Annotated in this window: 11 protein-coding genes and 1 pseudogene; 9 read left to right on the top strand and 3 right to left on the bottom strand. The window is 54.4% G+C overall.

Going from position 1 to position 17,160, the window contains the following annotated elements; all coding sequences use genetic code 11:
• The coding region (locus ACE3SE_RS06485) for a two-partner secretion domain-containing protein (protein ID WP_374554282.1) at positions 1-6,341 on the bottom strand (6,341 nt) is incomplete at its 3' end.
• Positions 6,342-7,280: 939 nt separating this feature from the next.
• Between ACE3SE_RS06485 and ACE3SE_RS06480 the strand changes: the two genes are divergently transcribed.
• Positions 7,281-9,065: a TniQ family protein gene (locus ACE3SE_RS06480; protein ID WP_374554281.1), complete on the top strand. Its 1,785-nt coding sequence runs from the start codon at positions 7,281-7,283 to the stop codon at positions 9,063-9,065.
• 344 nt (positions 9,066-9,409) lie between these two features.
• Here the strand turns inward: ACE3SE_RS06480 and ACE3SE_RS06475 are convergent, their stop codons facing one another.
• Both ACE3SE_RS06475 and ACE3SE_RS06470 read right to left on the bottom strand, forming a co-directional pair.
• Positions 9,410-10,855, bottom strand: a complete 1,446-nt coding sequence (locus tag ACE3SE_RS06475; RefSeq protein WP_374554280.1) for a hypothetical protein — start codon at positions 10,853-10,855, stop codon at positions 9,410-9,412.
• Positions 10,856-10,861: 6 nt separating this feature from the next.
• On the bottom strand, positions 10,862-11,938 hold the full coding sequence (locus ACE3SE_RS06470; protein ID WP_374554279.1) for a nucleoid-associated protein: 1,077 nt from the start codon (positions 11,936-11,938) through the stop codon (positions 10,862-10,864).
• A 416-nt stretch (positions 11,939-12,354) separates the two neighbouring features.
• On the opposite strand from ACE3SE_RS06470, the gene ACE3SE_RS06465 reads away from it, so the two are divergent.
• The 8 genes and pseudogenes from ACE3SE_RS06465 to ACE3SE_RS06430 form a co-directional block, all read left to right on the top strand.
• Positions 12,355-12,723 (top strand): hypothetical protein, encoded by a 369-nt coding sequence (locus ACE3SE_RS06465; protein ID WP_374554278.1) that lies wholly within the window; start codon positions 12,355-12,357, stop codon positions 12,721-12,723.
• A 75-nt stretch (positions 12,724-12,798) separates the two neighbouring features.
• Complete coding sequence (locus ACE3SE_RS06460; RefSeq protein ID WP_374554277.1) at positions 12,799-13,236, top strand: DUF411 domain-containing protein; 438 nt, start codon at positions 12,799-12,801, stop codon at positions 13,234-13,236.
• 106 nt (positions 13,237-13,342) lie between these two features.
• Positions 13,343-13,780 (top strand): hypothetical protein, encoded by a 438-nt coding sequence (locus tag ACE3SE_RS06455; RefSeq protein ID WP_374554276.1) that lies wholly within the window; start codon positions 13,343-13,345, stop codon positions 13,778-13,780.
• Between the two features lie 38 nt (positions 13,781-13,818).
• Positions 13,819-15,276: a multicopper oxidase family protein gene (locus tag ACE3SE_RS06450; RefSeq protein ID WP_374554285.1), complete on the top strand. Its 1,458-nt coding sequence runs from the start codon at positions 13,819-13,821 to the stop codon at positions 15,274-15,276.
• Positions 15,277-15,382: 106 nt separating this feature from the next.
• Positions 15,383-15,709 carry a copper-binding protein gene (locus ACE3SE_RS06445; RefSeq protein WP_374554275.1) on the top strand — a complete coding sequence of 109 codons (327 nt, stop codon included), beginning with the start codon at positions 15,383-15,385 and terminating at the stop codon, positions 15,707-15,709.
• A gap of 235 nt (positions 15,710-15,944) precedes the next feature.
• Positions 15,945-16,364 carry a hypothetical protein gene (locus tag ACE3SE_RS06440; protein WP_374554274.1) on the top strand — a complete coding sequence of 140 codons (420 nt, stop codon included), beginning with the start codon at positions 15,945-15,947 and terminating at the stop codon, positions 16,362-16,364.
• A 97-nt stretch (positions 16,365-16,461) separates the two neighbouring features.
• The gene (locus tag ACE3SE_RS06435; RefSeq protein WP_374554273.1) at positions 16,462-16,848 is read left to right on the top strand and encodes a hypothetical protein; all 387 of its coding nucleotides are present in this window, start codon (positions 16,462-16,464) and stop codon (positions 16,846-16,848) included.
• A 195-nt stretch (positions 16,849-17,043) separates the two neighbouring features.
• Positions 17,044-17,133, top strand: a pseudogene (locus ACE3SE_RS06430) (hypothetical protein); the annotation flags it as partial.
• Positions 17,134-17,160 lie beyond the last annotated feature (27 nt).

Genomic DNA, 17,160 nt, shown 5'->3' with positions numbered 1-17,160 from the left:
GTGACGGCCAGCGGGTTGATCGTCATGCTGCCCGACGCACCGCTCAGGGTGTAGTTGGAGTTGTTGAGTGTCAGGCCGTTGAAACCTGACAAGCTGCGGTTGCCAACATGGGTGCTGGACAGGGTGGCGGTACCGCCCACGGTGACGCTGTCGCTGCCAACCAGATTGCCAATCGACAGATTGCTGCCCTGCGCGATGGTGCTGCCGTTATAGGTCTGACTGCCGGTCAGGGTGACGGCCAGTGGTTGAATGGTCAGCGTACCATTGGTATTGCCGCTGGCGGCAAGCACATAGTTGGATGCCCCCGAACCGGTAAGACCGGTGACTTTCTCTACATAGCTACCCGCAGCTGTATTGGCGGCCAGAGTCACACTGGCACCACCTTGGGTAAAGGCGCCCACGGTACCAAACACCTGATCGTTATTGAGGATGCCACTCAAGGTAGCGCTTCCCAGAGTTGCCAGCGTGCCATAGGTCGAGAAGGCATCGGCGACTGAGTAGTTCAGCGAGGTGTAAAGTACTGCAGGTTGCAGGTTGAGGGTACCGGTGTGGTACTGGATGGTGTAATTACTCAGTCCGGTCCCTGTAGCCGCCGACGGGGTGATCGTGTATTGCCCCACTGCAGTAGACGCAGTGGTTGCCGTCAAATTGCCTGGTATCGTTTCAGTCAGACCGGTAATGGCATCACTGTTGACCAGACCGGTTTGCGTGTAGCCGGTGTTTAGCGCAGTCGACAGCGTATATGGCGTCCCATAGGTGGCGGTTTGATCGCTGGCGGTGATGATCAAGGTCGCCGGGTTCACTGTCAATTGGCCGCTATTGGTGAATGTGGTTGCACCGTAACCGTTGCCAACAGTTAGCGTTCCTGCAGCACCGCTAATGGTATAGGGGCCACCAGCCACGGTGGCAGCCACACCGGCACCACTTGATGACATGCTAGGCGCACCGCTGTACACCATGGCGGCAGTGTCGGCCAGATAGGCGCCACTTACCGCAGGCTGCAAACCGGTAATGGTGTAGTCAGACTGGATAGCAGAAGAGGCATCAACGCCATATGTCTTGCTGTCGTTAGTACTGGTGACCGTCAAATGCGGCTGATAGGCAAAAACGTAACGATTGCCGCTGGCACTCACCGATGCACCTGCTGCGGTATTCCACACCGCCGTGTTATTACTGTCCAGATTGCCGAAAGTATCCCCGCTCGGGCCAGCCGAATACACCAGCCAAGTGCCATTGGGAACAGATAGCGCACTTGCCCCCGCGTTATTGATGAAGTTACCGCCGGTTTGCAGCGTAATCGTGCCGTTGCTTGCGCTAGCAGTCAGTGCAGCGCCGCTCGACAAGGTAATCGATCCGTTCTGGGTTCCGAGGTTTTTCACCGAGATACTGCCAGCATCGATACTGCTGGCCAAAGTGATATTACCGGCCGTGCTGTTGGTGTTACCAGCTCCATTATCAAGCGTAATGTTCACCATGCCGCTGCCTGCTGACAGGTTGGCACCGGATGCGACCGAGATGGATGCCGCACCACTATCGCGATCTGCATTGACCACGTTATGGGAAGCGGTGTCGTTTGCAGTCAGTGTCAAATCACCATTGCCGGTGTCGATAGCTGCATTGACCGCTATGCTGCGGCCTGCATCCAGGGTCAGCCCCGCCGTGGAGCCTGCATTGGCAGAAATCGCGCTATTGACGGTGATGTCGTTATTGGCCTGCAGCGTGACCGAAGTACCGCTGTTAAGGGTTTGCAAAATCAGGCTGGGCGCAATGGTAACGTCGAGCCCAGACATGAATCCGTACGTGAACAGGGTGGGGTCAGTAAACGCCAGCGTCACCGTGCCGCTGCCATCACCCGGTCGCGCCACCATGAATTGCTTGGCGCTGTTGAGCGCCGATACCGTCTGGCTGTAGTTGGCGGCTACACCGCTCAGGCTGTTGCCGTTGCTGACGGTGCCGGTGATTGCACCGGTAGAATTGCTCCAGGTTGCCGCACCAAGACCGCCGTTCCAGTTCGGACTGGAAATCACATAATCACCGCCGGACAGGAGCGTAACACCGCCACTGCCTACCTGATCATCAGCGCTGCCACCGATCAGGCTGTTACTGGCTGATACAGTCCCAGTCACCGAGCCACCTTGACTGACATAGGTGACCGCACCGGCCTTGCTGTTCCATTGGGAGCTGAAAATCAGGTAATTGTTACCGCTGAGGTACTGCATGCCACCATAACCAACCTGGTCGCCGCCCGTCGTCGAAATCGAAAACGTACCATTGTCTTGGGCATAGTTTGACAAGGAACCAGCCGTTGAACCGACCAGGCTGTTGCTTGAACCAACTACCCCTGTCGTACCGGTGCTACCGTTGCCGAAGGAGACGGCACCACGGTTGTTGTTCCACAAAGGGCTGAACACGACATAGTCGTTATTGGCCTGTACGACGACATTGTTCATCCACAGATTCTGGTCGCTCTTGTAGAAATAATTGGCAGAGCCGCCAGTACCAATCGCGTCGCCGTTCTCATACTGCTTATAAACGAAACCAGCGTAGTTATAGGTATTGATGGTGCCTGAATATTGGCCAACCAGACTATTGGCCGAGGACACCGCCCCTACCGTTGCCGATGAGGGATTGATAAAGGAGATCGCCCCCTTGTTGCCTCCCCACAACGGACTCAAGACCAGGTAATTGCTGCCGCCATTATTGGACAGGGTCAGAATGCCGCCAGAACCGACCTGGTCGCCGCCGAACAGACCGACCTGGCTACCACTGACCAGACCGTTGAATTGAGTAGAGGCAGTGGAGCCGACCAGACTATTGCTGGCACTCACATTGCCGGATGTGGTCTGCGATGCCGTCATCAGCGTGACGGCACCTTTCTGCTGGGCCCAGTTGGGGCTGAGCACGACCCAATCACCATTGCTCAGATTGACGATGCCACCACTACCAACTTGGTCGCCGCCAAGATTGTATGGATTGTTGCCACCCAGTATCGCCGTGGTACCGACAATACTGTTGCTGGAACTGATGCTGCCTGTCACGCCCGTGCTGCCACTGCCACGGGTCACCGCGCCACGATAACTGTTCCACACCGGGCTGAGCACAACATAGTCGTTGTCGCTCAGACTGACCACACCACCAGACCCCACATTGTCGCCGCTGCTGCTACCCACCAGGCTATTGGATGACGATACCGCACCGCTTATGCCAGTCGTTCCCGAACCGAAGGTGACTGCACCTTGATGGCCATTCCAGGCAGTCGCAGTCACCACATAATTACTATTATTAAGCTTGGTGACGCTACCGACCTGGTCTCCACCGCTGATGGAGTTCTGGTGGTAGGTGGCATCGTAACCAGTAGCCGAGCCTGCCGTGCTACCCACCAGCGAATTGCTGGACGATACCGCGCCCGTCAAGGGTGAGGTCAGCGACATGAAGGTAACCGCACCAGTGTTGCTGCTCCAGTTGGTACTGGACACCACGACATTGCCGTTACCCAGATCAGTTACCCCGCCAGAGCCAACCGCATCGCCGCCATAGTAAGCACGGTAACCATAGTTGGAGGTGTAGTAGGTGCCGCCACCGCTGTCACCAATGCCTTGGGTTGTCCCCACCAGACTATTGGCGGCACTGACGATACCAGTCACCCCGCTACTACCGTTGCCAATGGTCACCGCACCACGCCCATGCCCCCAGGCAGACGAAACCACAGCGTAGTAGCCGTTGGACAGCGCAATCACACTGCTGCCAACACTGTCACCGTTGTAATAACCATAGCTGGTACCGCTATTGGTACCGTTATAACAGTAAATGGTACATGTAGCGGAATACAAGGTTCCCGCATTACCTACCAGGCTATTGGAAGCGCTGACCGCACCAGTCAGCCCCGCACTTTTATCAATCAGCGTTACCGCACCCGCGTTCTGGTTCCAATACGGGCTATCCACCACAAAATTGCCGTTGCTCAGAATGGTGATGCCACCATAGCCAACCTGATCACCACCCAAGTTGTTATCTGCGGCAATTGTTCCATTGGAGCCAACCAGGCTATTGGATGATGAAACAACACCCGAGACGCCACTGGCAGAGCTACCAAGCGTCACCGCCCCCTTCCCGGTATCCCACTGCGGCGCGATGGAAACGTAATTATTGTTGGGTAGCAAGTTGACGGTGCTGCCAATCGCATCGGTCGGCTTAGTGCCCACCAAGCTGTTGCTGGACGACACCATGCCGGTCAGGCTGCCATTCGCACCTACCCAGGAAATGGCACCCGCACCGCCACTCCAGCTCGGGCTAAGGATCAAGAATGGCTTGGTGGTATCGTTGACCAGAGCAGTACCGATGTAATAGTTGTTGTACCAATTCTGATAATTAAGGAACAACAAGCCGCCACTACCAACTTGGTCATTGGCATGCGACCCCTGCAACGCCGACATCAGCGCGCCCGTAGTGCCGTTATAAAAATATACCGACCCGGCACCGCTATTGCCGGCTACCGTGTCGCTGGGTTTGGTCACCACGTAGCTGCCATTGCTCAGTTGCACCGCAGCCGTACCGAAACCGGAGCCGGAACCGGCATTCGGATCGATCAGATTGGCACTGGCAACATCCCCGGCGCTGGCGCTAATGGTAATGTTCTTCGGATCCAGCAGCAGTTTGCCCGCGGTTCCTGCGGTAGCGCTTGCATTGGCGACACCGCCATAGACCAGCCGGTCGCCACTCGACACTTCAATCAGGCCACCATTACCTTGCTTGCCAGCCTGTGCGGTCACGGATCCCAAGAAGGTGGTCTTCGTATTTGACCAGACCACAACCTGCCCGCCATCACCAGCACTGGTGGCATTAGCGGCCAGGGTGGTTGACGCATTGACGACGGTGGTATCCGCCGTTTGTGAACCACTGCCATGCAGCCCGCCACCGATATTGATGTGGCCCCCGCCCTGCACACCATTCGCTTCAAAATCAGCGGCGGCAAGCGCTACCCGCTGGCCAAGTGCAGAAATCGTGCCGCCGCGCTGACCGCTGGCAGTCACTTTACCGGAGCTAAACACGTTCGCCGTGCTTGCCAGCTGCACGGTGCCTGCCACCCCGTTGGTGCTATTGGCCGAGGTTTTTGCCGACGCGGTCTGAATCAGACTGTCCTGGGTTGACAAAGCGACTACTCCACCCTGCCCCTCAAGACCATCCGCACTGATCGTGCCGGACTGTAACAAACCAGCCGCTTGCACAGTGACATTGCCACCACTGGTGCCGTCAGCATGCATGACACCAGACTCGATAACCTGCCGTCCAGAAACCGTGATGCTGCCAGCCGCACCACTACTCGACGACGCAGTCATTGTGCCATCCAGCGAAATCACGCCGTTACTACCATTGTGATCCGCTGCAGCCTGTACGCTTATCGAGCCACCCGCACTACCTGCACCAGCAGCAGATGCATCCAGCGTCGCTCCACTGGCTACCTGAACCGTGCCACCTGGCGCAGACAACCAGATCTGCCCACCCTGACCACTTACTTCGGTGGCACGAATCAGGCCTTGAGTATTACCCGCAAGCGCATACACATTCCCATTCTCGGTTCGAAGCTCCGCCGCAGTCGCCTGGAGCAGCCCTGCATTGGTCACCGAGGTGGAAGTGCCACCAAGTCCGATGACAAAGCGTCCATCCTGATCGGCCTGGTCTTTCACCAGTACCTGATAACCACCCAGCAAGCCAACCCGACCATTATCCGCCTGAATATTGCCTTGATTGGCCACCTGGGCCGCAATCAACACCACATCGCCGCCGGAAGCACCAATCTTGCCCAGATTGGTCACCGCGGCATTGGAATTGCCACTGAAAGCCAGCGGACCACCAGCCATGAAATTGTTGTTGGACAGATCCTGAGTTGAAGCAACAAAGCTGCCGCCCACCCGGACTTCACCATTGCGACCAATGATGACCCCAGACGAATTAATAAGGTATACGCTGCCTGAACTTGTCAGCAAACCATCGATAAGCGAGGACGGAGCTCCTGCCGCTACGCGGTTAAGCGTTGCACCCGAGCCGTTGTTGAAGCGGACGGCTTCGTTGCCCGCAATCGAAAACGAGGACCAGTCGATGATAGCGCGGGCAGTATTCTGGTTAATCGTTGTGGTACTGCCGGATGCGGCAATTGACGCACTGCCTGCCGAAACATTCCCCCCGACAGGAGCCGCCTCGGACAATGCGGAAGCCAATACCAGAGACAGCGTCACCAGACTACGGCAGGATGAACCACCCTTGCGTCGGCTGCGCGCAGTCTCTGCCACCACGACATAACAACCGCGACTGTCATTCCATACCGTGCGATAGGCGCTGTTCACCCTGGTACTCCTTAATTAGTGTGATAAACGAACTTACTTGAAGCAAAGGGACCACAGCCGCCATCGATAGCTCTTCGTCATGCAACGAGGACATGGAAGCAAATGACTACCTTCTGGAGATAGCGTCTATTGCTTCCGAGTACGCGATACAACGATCAACACCCGGCTAGCACCATAGAGGTAAAAACATTTGGTAATGCGGACCCAACAACATCCAGTGCTGAGTCAAATCAAACTACTTCACACGCAACAGCAACTCGCTCATAGTCAAAAAGCATTTAATCATGACAAGATGCACCAAGTGCATAATTAATGACATTTAAATATGCAATCAGACCAACACCTTCCACTCACATAGCAGTCAGAGTTGACCAGTTCTGCATACACTGCATCACTTTAAGAACTATGTTGATTTAACTTACCCAAGATGAGAGTACTAATAACATTTCATTAAATGACAATGTTTTTTATATCATGGTGCGATATCAGTCAAGAATTATTCCAAAAGAATAACGATTATCAAAGCCATTCAGATCTACCACCGTGGTAGATCCTGAATCTCCCCAGCTCTTATGTCCGCATTGGTGACCATTGTCGTACTTGGAAACAAGCAATCGTGTTGATACAGCTCATGACTGTCTGGAACGCAAGCACACCAGCTTGCAAAGCCGCTGCGGCCATCTCGGCAAATCTGCTATGCAAAAAGAAAAGGGGCCAATGGCCCCTTTTACTTGATCAGACTCCGACAGACTTTATTTGCTCTAGTGTTAAACAACAATATATTTTGACACAACAAATTCTTTATCATCAATAAGTTACATGTCAATTTAACATTGTTGTTTAGGCCACATATTTTGACACAACGATTAATCATAACAAGTAGACGAGTCAAACGTACAACAATACAATTTGACACAAACAACTCTACCTGCACGATGAATGAATCACCAACTCCCCTTCTTTCCTAGCTCGTTGCCTGATGAGACCCTACTCTCACGTGTTTCAAGATACCACCTACTTTCCGGTAACAAGACAATCCCCGTCACATTCGACGAGCTGTTCGGCAAACCGCCCTTTCCTCTCGAACAGATCGTCCCCCTAGGCATTGAAGTCCTTGCCACCAAGCTACCAGGAGAACAAAGAGACGAGCTGAAAAAGTTACTGCTTGAGAACACCTTGTTGCCTCTATTCCTTCCATATCTTGCCCCAACAAGAGTATCCACGAACTTGACCGTTGATCCGTCCGAAGTGGTCAGCCATATCCCCCGTAGAGTAGTTGGTATGCATGGTGAAGCACACCTCTGCCTCGAATGTGTCCGGGATGATCAACGCGCGTATGGCGTCCCATATTGGCACCGCTCTCATCAAATTCCTGGAGTCTCCATCTGTTGGAAACATCGGACTCCCCTGCTGGATAGCTGCCCGGTATGCGGCTGCCCATTCCTTCTTTCAAAAAAACTCTTGGGTATCCCATGGCAGCCATGCCGTTGTGCCTGGCAACCAAACGTGGCCTCCCTACCCTCCGGTCAAGACAGCATCGCACATGAGTATGCTCTTTTTGCTCATGACCTTTTAATCGGGAACTTGCCTCCCATTCCACCACAGCACCTTTTCACAACCTATAAGGAGAGAGCCATCCAGCTAGACTTCACTAGAGGAAGCATGGTTGCAGTTGAGCAGCTTCAGGATGCCATCATTGACCACTACGGGGAGCCATTCATAAAAGAGGTCGATGCAGCATATGCCTCGGCACGGCGGAAGAACTGGTTACGGCTGACGTCCTACCAATCCGCCTTGGACACACCAATCACACGCCATATCCTCCTTAGCCTGTACTTGTTCGGGGGAGTGGAACAGCTCTCGCACCAGCTACGTAACGGTGGCAAAAAGATGAAGGGCGAACCGTCGTCAGAACTCCAAGGGGCAAATGGGGCAAGTAAAGATACTGAGATCAGTCTCCAGCAAAAAGAATTCCATCGCAGCAAAGTACTCAAAGCAAAACAGCGGCGCCCAACCACCACCATCCAAGCTCTCTGGAAGCAGTCCTTCAAGTCTATGTCTTGGCTTTACGACAATGACCTAACTTGGCTGCAAAAGCATGTTCTTCAACCTCAAACTGCAACATCCACCAAAACCATCGGCCCCGCAGCTGATGATGAGCGATTCGCTGCCAAGGTCGACAATTTTTCCAGAACCTATTTCGCCAATAACTCGGGTAAGCCGCTACGATTAACAATTGGCCGACTAATGGGATGTATTGAGAAACGGCTAAGGACTTTTTATGGTGATCGAGAACGTTTCCCTTTGACCTTTGAGCGCATCGACTACCATACAGAGTCTCTCTGGCACTTTCGAGCACGACGCATCCTGTGGGCCATCGACGAACTACAAGCCTTGGGGGAAATGATCTCAACTGCAAATATCGCCTCAGTCTCCGGGGTATCTTTCCATTGGGTGAATGATATCGTCGACTATTGTGAGTGGCATTGCGAGACACTCGCCCTGCAGTCAATCGATATCCCAAGTTTTCTTCTCAGATCGGGAATTCCACATAACTGGCCTGGCCCCCAGCGCCCGGACCTTCAGATCAACGGCGGGCGACGCCATATAAGCCAAGTACAGATGGAACCTAAGTCATATCTGGACTTCATCCTCAATCCCGAACCTCGGAAACCCCATAACTGGGCAAGCCGATCAAGAAAACGCCAACCAACCTCGTTTTAACAGCCAAACCCACACTTTAGTGTTGGCAAGCCGCTTATCGTGGTAAGCGATACTCACCCAATCCTTGAAGAGAGCGAGATAAATAGGCAGAGGTCGCCTAAGAATAGGCGCTTGTAGCATCTAACCACTATGTCCGCCATAACTAGCTTGGCCAATGATGTCCACCGTGTTTACGGCGGCTCATCGGCCTAAAAAGCAGACGACCAACCGACCGATGAAAATGGCCACTTTCCCATTGGAAATCGCCACAAATGTATCTAGTAAACTAGGGACGATTAATACACTCTGCTATTGTCAGCGAAGCGTCACGGGAAGAGGCATTATGCGGTTTAATGCACGTGGCATTACTGCGCGAGTAGCAGTTCAACGATGAAGGGAAGATTCCAAGTTGCTAGAGCCAAGGCCCCATAGATGGCGGCGGTGATCCACATCGCCACGAAAAGGGTCTGTCTCCGCTTGCCGATCGGCTCAAGGAATCTATCCCGTTTGTCAGCTTGAGAAGAGTAATGCTGGAGTACATCAAGCCACGTCTTGCTCTCGTCAAAGGCAAGTTTGGCATCGCGCCACTGTGAACTGAGTTGAAGAATGAAGGACAACACAAGATAACCTGCCAGCACCTTGACCAGTAGCGCGAGTTCCGCACTCTTCAGCAGAGCCTGTAGGTTTTTCTGATCGAATTTGCCAATAAATGAAAAGCCGATGAACACCAAAATCCCTAGCACGTCACGGGTAAGGGAATTAACTAAATCCCGCACCTTTGCCGCGTACAAGTCGGCCTGCGACTTCATGTCCTTCATCAGCTCGCGGACTTCCTTGTGATAGGCGTCCTTGCGTTCAAGGATCACGAACGCATAGCTGTCACGCGCCTGCTGCAGAGCAGCAGCCAGGTATTTTTCCGCTCCCGACAGCAAAGACTGGCCGGGCTCGATATCGATCGAAAGCCGATCCATGACCAGTCGCAGCCGCGTTTCAGGCCGCTCCTCATACACCCAACGAACCGCCTCAATCAGTCCGTGTAGCGTCTCACACGTGACTGTCTGTCCGTCATCGAACAATGGCAGCGAGAGTCGCTTGGTCCCGCGAAGCGTAACTTCGTATCGATCGTCTACACGCCGTAGTTCCTGAACCAGGCATGCCGACAACACACACGCGCTCAATCTGATTAAGGGTTCCGCTTCGGCGGCGGGGAGATTTCCCCAGGTCAACGCATAGGCATCTGGGCATACACGGAGGGGCTTGACCGCATTGATATGAATCAGCCCATGCACCTCCGACAGATCGGGTAACTTGGCGGCCACCACTGCCGGCACATCTCCTTCGGGCGGTAATACCCACAGCAATGGTCCGCCAAACCCTTCCAGTAACCCATGGACGCGAACCGTCGTTGGCTCGGCTAGGTCAGGCTCGTTCCCCATCGGATACAAAAACGGGTCAGTGCGGGCGAGCCACTGGTGAAACCCCTCCACCGTGAAAAACAACAGCGTGGTTTCGTCGTCTCGCGCGCGCATACATTCGGCGAGTTGCGCTTTGCCAAGGATCAGCCGCCACGGTTCGCCATCGTAGATGGTTCCCGCCAAATCGGCCGCGTCGGCAGACTCACCAGAGATAAGCAGTGTTGGTGCCCCAATACCTAGCTCAGTCGCCAAGTCGGCGACCCTCCGGATGCCCGCGTTCACGGCCCCGCCGAGCGTTTCTCCTTCAACAATCAGACGAAAGCTCTCATCGATGAACCGTGCTGCATGCGTGTGCAGTTCATCAATTGCGTTCAGTAGATCCGCGGTAGCGGTCATACGCTCCTAGCCTTTGGGGTCCAGACGATTGGTTTCAATGGTTATGCGGACGCGCCCTGCGTCCAACTGCTCAATGTTCATGCCCACTGCTTCTTGGGTGCCTTCGAAAGAGATGGTTACCCCTTCGAGCGTCTTGTAGACCTGTCTACGATCACTATCACGCAGGGAGCCGGGTTGCGGCCTGAATTGTTGTCCGGCCACCCCCGCTTCGGCAAGTGCATCACGCAGAGACTGTATAAGTTCGGCCTTACGGTCAGCATCCTCGTCGCGAACCACCGCGTTCAAGTAGTCATCTGTGTCAAAGGTGTCGTGGTCATTCAGATAGTTGAGCGACCGGCCAAGAAAGGTGTTCAGATCTTCGCCAGGCGGAAGCTTGTCCGCCGGCAGTTTCTTCGCCCATTTCCTTACCTCAGCGTGAGCCGCCCTCGTCAGTACGGACTCCTGCTGACGCTCGGTCACCCCAAGAAAACCACGGAAGTAGTCACTCAATCCGGGCTTCCTCACCCGATCAAAGGCCAGTACATCCCAAGCGAACTGCCCAGAGGCGTCAATCAGCGCACTTTTCTGTACCGCACCTTTGTTCTCATTTAGGGAGTTTGGTACCTCACTGACTACGGCAATGCGTCGGCCATTTTTTTCTTCATAGCTATAGGTAAATGTGGGCTGCTTGTCCATCTTCACCAGGAACACCAACTGCTGCCAGTTATGTGCAGAGTGCAAGTATTTCACGACAGACACGATGAACACGCCCGCTGACATATGCCCTTTGTGGCGCCCAGAAAAATCAGTGGTAATGTGACGGGAAAGCTCAACGAATCTGCCCGGTTCTCCGGTCAGCTGTTCACACTTCTCCTTCAGGTTTACTGCGTCCTGCTTGAACACATATTGGGTGCCTTCGGCGATTTCGCGCAACCGGTCTAGGAAGAACGCCTTCTGCTTGGCTTCCAATTGCACCTCATCGAGAAAGACAACCTCGCCTCCCTCGTCGGCATCCGGCACAATAATATGGAAAATGAAATCTACAATTTCGAGGCTTTCTCGCTGTGCCTGATTCAGTACGCCATCCAGTGGTGCTGCTGCCATGCTTGCCCTTCCTATGTTTGAGACTCCGTTATTCCGTACGCCGAAATCAGCTCCTGCGTTTACCTTTTGCCCTTGCCTGCTTCTCAACCGGCAGTCATTGCATCTAACCGTCAGCACTCATGACACACTTGAAGTTGAGGCTTCGGCGTTGCCGAGCACATAGCCCGCACTGTACGCCATGCCTCTGGACTCACACACCGTGTAGCTTACCCACCGACTATGTAGTGATCATCGTGTAGTGCACACAAAATATTACAACGTCACATTTTAGGGTAACTTTAACATGCTCGACTACAGTCTTCCCTATCTCGCATTCAGAACGAGATGGCTCACTTATCGTGATTTAGATCAAATCGATTGCCGCATTCCGTCGCCAACGTGCTTGATGACTTCAGAATGGTGCTACCATAGCGGCGATGAAGACGCTCTACCGATTTTTCCTGATGATCCTGCTGATGCTACCCGCACTCAATGTGCTGGCGGCAGATGTAGACGCGATCATGCTGGGTAATACGGTGCAAGCGACAGATTGCATGGCCATGCACAAGAGTGCCTGCCATGAGGGTAAGGCTTCCAAGCCTGCCGACAAGATGGCCATGGGAGAACATCATGGCCTGCTTTGTAGTTCACAGGGTTGCACCCCGCTGTGTACTCCCTCACTTCTTGGCCATGAGGCTTTAACCGTTTCCGCAATTCAGGAATCCGGTTCACTCGTGCCATATCAACCGGCCAAGCTTGCCGGCATCGTCATTACCCCTCCGCATCGTCCTCCCTTGCTGGTTTGACCCTCTGTTATCGCACCTGCCGCGCTTTGCGCAGCAGCTTGCTCTGAGTCGAACTCCATCAAGAAGGAGGCAATCATGCCTGTACTTCGTACCCTGCTGGTTATCGGCCTACTGGCCGCAACCACTACTCCGGCATTGGCCGCCATTTCTGCCACCGTTTACAAGAGCCCCGCTTGCGGTTGCTGCGAGGCGTATATCGCTTATCTGAAACAGAACGGCGTCCAGGTAACCACGATCAACCGCAACGACATGCCGCAACTCAAGCAGCAGCTGGGGGTGGCCCCGGGATTGGAAAGCTGCCATACTGCCCGCATCGCTGGCTACAGCATAGAAGGCCATGTGCCAGTGGCCGCCATCGGCAAACTGCTCACCAGCAAGTCCCGGCTGGTGGGGCTGTCGGTGCCTGGCATGCCCGCCAATAGCCCAGGCATGGGCCCGGAGAAACCCGGTAGCCTAGCTGTTTACAGCATGGCGCACAGCCCGCAGCCCAGCTCGCTGTACGGCAACTTCTAGCCGATAGCCCTGCAGCTTTACCTCACGCTTATTGAAACATGTCGCGCGCTGCGGCCAATCCTCATTAAGGTGGCGGTGCGCGCGGTCAGTTGAATTGGATACCACCATGACTACTCTGCTGAAATCCCTTTTTGCTGCGGCCTTGGCCGTTGCTGCAAGCAATGTAATCGCCAACGAGGCCCATCATCCCGACGCTTCGGCACCGACTGCGTCAACCAAGCCGGCGACTACCCCTCGTAAGGTCAGGGCTAACAAGGTGCTGGATGCACAGATGAAAAAGATGCAGGCAGCACAGGTCAGAATGTTGTCTGCCAAGACACCGGAAGAGCGTCAGGCTGCGATGCAAGCGGCCATGCAGACGATGAAAGATGGTATGGCAATGATGAAAAATATGCGCATGGACAGCTGCCTGCAGCGTGGAAGAAGTACCAGTAGTTGCACTGACAGCATGAGCATGATGCAAGGTGACGAGCCGATGATGGACATGATGATGAAGATGATGGATCAGCAGTCATCGATGTTGTCGATGCCGATGAACCAGTAAGGAGCAGTAGCATGCAAAGACGCACTTTTCTGCAAGGTATGCTGTTGGCTGGCGCCGGCAGCTTTTCGCTTAACACCCTGGCAGCAGCCATGTCGAACGCCATGCCGCTGGCACCCGCCGGTATGACACTGCTGAACCCGGCGCTGCTACCGTCAGGTGCTGACTTGGCCGCCATGCCCAAACTGGCCAACCAAAGTATCGAGGCCGGTATGTTCCGCGCTACGCTGACAGCAGCTCCGGTGAAGGTGCCACTATTGAAGTCTGGGCCAACCGAGTTCTGGGCCTATAACAACACACTGCCCGGCCCGCTGATCGAGGTAACGGAAGGCGATACGGTAGAAATTACGCTGATCAATCGCCTGTCGCAGCCCACAACGATTCACTGGCATGGTTTGCCGGTGCCGCCGGAGCAGGACGGCAACCCGCAGCAACCGATTCTGCCAGGGCAGCAGCACACTTACCGTTTCACTCTGCCAGAGGGCTGTGCAGGCACCTATTGGTATCACCCACACCCGCATGAATTTACTGCCGAACAGGCGTTCCGTGGCCTCGCTGGCGGATTCATTGTCCGCGCCAAGCACGATCCACTGGCCGGTCTGACCGAGCGACATTTGATCTTGTCCGATCTGAAGCTCGACCAATCAGGTCAGATTGCTCTAAACGACAGCAACGACTGGATGAATGGGCGTGAGGGGCAATTTGTCCTGGTGAATGCGCAGCAGCGGCCGCGGCTGCGTTTCTCCGCGCAAGGCCGGGAACGCTGGCGGGTGTGGAACGCCTGCAGTGCGCGTTACTTGCGGCTGCAGCTGCCTGGTAGCGAGTTCACGTTGGTGGGGACAGATGGTGGCCTGATTGAAAAGCCGGTTCATGGCTTGAGCGAATACCTGTTGGCGCCGGGGCAACGGGCTGAGCTGGTGGTGGATGCTGGTCGCCGACGCGACACCGCCATACTGACCGGTGCCATTTACGATCGCGGCAAGATGGGGAAGGTTGCACCTGAAAAGGCGCTTGCCATTCTGGATGTGGATTTCTCCGCCGTGACCGGCAGCAAGTTGGCCGCATTACCTGTGCCGCTGGCCACGATGCCCGACCTGGGTACGCCGCTTGCCCGCAAACAGGTAGTGTTCTCCGAGCAGATGACCATGGAAAACGGCCAGCATGCCATGCAGTTCCTAGTGAATGGCAAACAATACGACATGAACCGTATCGACCTGGTCAGCCGGGTGAACGAGGTCGAGCTATGGGAAATCGTCAACCAGTCTGATATGGATCACCCGTTCCACCTACATGGTACCCAGTTCCAGGTGCAGTCTCGTGAAGTGGATGGAGTGGTGACACCAGAACCTTTCCTGGCTTGGCGGGATACCGTCAACCTGCGCTCGGGTGAAACCGTGCGAATCAAGACAGTCCAGCATTGGCCGGGTATTCGCATGTTCCATTGCCACATCCTGGAACATGAGGTTGCCGGCATGATGGGGCAGCTGAAAGTGGTTTGAGAGTGATGCCTGCATCACATTGATGGCTCGTTATTTTGCGTTATGCCTTGCCTGGGCGACCGCCTGGGCAAGGTCTACAAAGTTGTTACCAGTAGAGGATAAATAGATGAAGAACGTTCGTAGCTTGTTGTTGGCTTTCATCATTGGTCTGGCATCGCTGACACCGGTAGTGAGTATGGCTCAGACCATAATGAATGCCAGTGCCGCGATGCCGATGGCGGTGGATGGTGAGGTTCGCAAAGTAGACCTTACTGTCGGCAAGATTGCCATCAAACATGGCATGCAGGATGCAGAAATGCCGGGCATGACCATGACGTATCCGGTCAAGGACAAAGCCTTACTGAGCAAGTTCAAGGCGGGTGACAAGGTGCATTTCACCTTGAGTCACGAAGACGGCACCATGCTGGTAACCAATATTCAGTTGGCAAAATGATTCTGTGGTCGAATTACGATCTACTTTTTTGCTGAATCGGGGGGAGCCGATGGAGCGATGCTGCCATTATCTCCGCGCTGTCTTGGATAAAAAGTCGGTGGTCCAAGGAAATAAGACGCCGGCAGAATGAGGTGAATCGGCTGTCGGCCACGTGCTGAATAGTGTTGATGTCTGTCAATTTAATTTGATAGCGCGTTGTCTATAGTGAAAGTGATTGGCTAAGGAGCCTGCCAGCATGCGTTTCTTCCTGACTCGAATTCAACGACTATGCCGCCTAATGCTGGCGGTGTGGATTGTTGTATTTGCGTTCAGCGTGCTGGCTGGCTGTGGTATCCAAGATGGTAGTCTTGGGGAGGTCATACCTGCGCTTGCTCAGAGTAGCCCGCCACACGCCTCGCAAATGCAAGATGGTCTGCATGGATCATCTCATGATCGGCTTTGCGGCAAACTTTGTCAGAATCTGTCGGCGCCGATCGTCAAGCTCGGTGTGGGCGTGATTCTGCTGCCATGTCTATTGTTGGGTCTCACGCTATGGGGCCTGTTCGCTTGTCTGTGGACCGACCTGTCCGCCCGTTTCCGTATTGATCTTCCGCCTCTGCTCACTGGTGGCAGTCCGCCACGTCCGCATCTGCTGTTCCAGCGCTTCAATAACTAGTATTTCCCGTCGGTTTCTCACTGTGAGGTACGCCTCGCAGGGTGTCGTCACGTCTCTGCCATACGGCAGACTTCCATTTTGAATGAGGATTGAAATCATGAAACGCATGAAAGCGGTGTCTCTTGCTTTACTAATGGCATTAGTTACAACGACGGCTTGGTCGGCCGACAGCTCTGTCAAAGCCACGCCAACCGGCCTGCAGGTACAGATGCAGCAGCTGCAGGCCGCACACGACAAGATGATGGCGGCCAAGACACCAGAAGAACGCCAGCAAGCCATGACAGAGCAGATGAAGGCCATGCAGTCAGGCATGGCGATGATGCAGGTAATGGACAAGGACATGATGGCCAACGGCAAGATGCCATGCCAGAACATGGACGCTGGCAAGGTTGATATCAAAACAATGGTGAATCAGCGCATGAAGATGATGGACATCATGCAGCAAATGATGGGGCAGCAGGGTGGCATGATGCCCATGCAGTAAGTCACTCGGTTGCGAATACCAGGGCGGTGGCCATCACGTAGATGGCTATCAGCCTTGGCCGATTTCTCCATGCCGATGACGGTGCTGGTGGTATGAAGTTTTATTACCGGCACGCTGTATAGCTGGCGCAGCCATAGTCTGGATCGCTGCTGCCATAACTTGTTGCGCTGCATGAAGCCAGATAAGGAGTGAACCATGGCTAGCGTCAAAGACCCCGTCTGCAACATGAACATCGACAGCGATACCGCTGAGGCTAAATATCGCTATGCAGGGCAGAACTACTGGTTTTGTTCTGCGCATTGTCAGCAGGTG

It is taken from the genome of Aquitalea pelogenes (genome assembly GCF_041914625.1).
GTDB classification, from domain to species: Bacteria; Pseudomonadota; Gammaproteobacteria; order Burkholderiales; family Chromobacteriaceae; genus Aquitalea; species Aquitalea pelogenes.
This window is presented reverse-complemented; position numbering and strand designations above follow the sequence as displayed.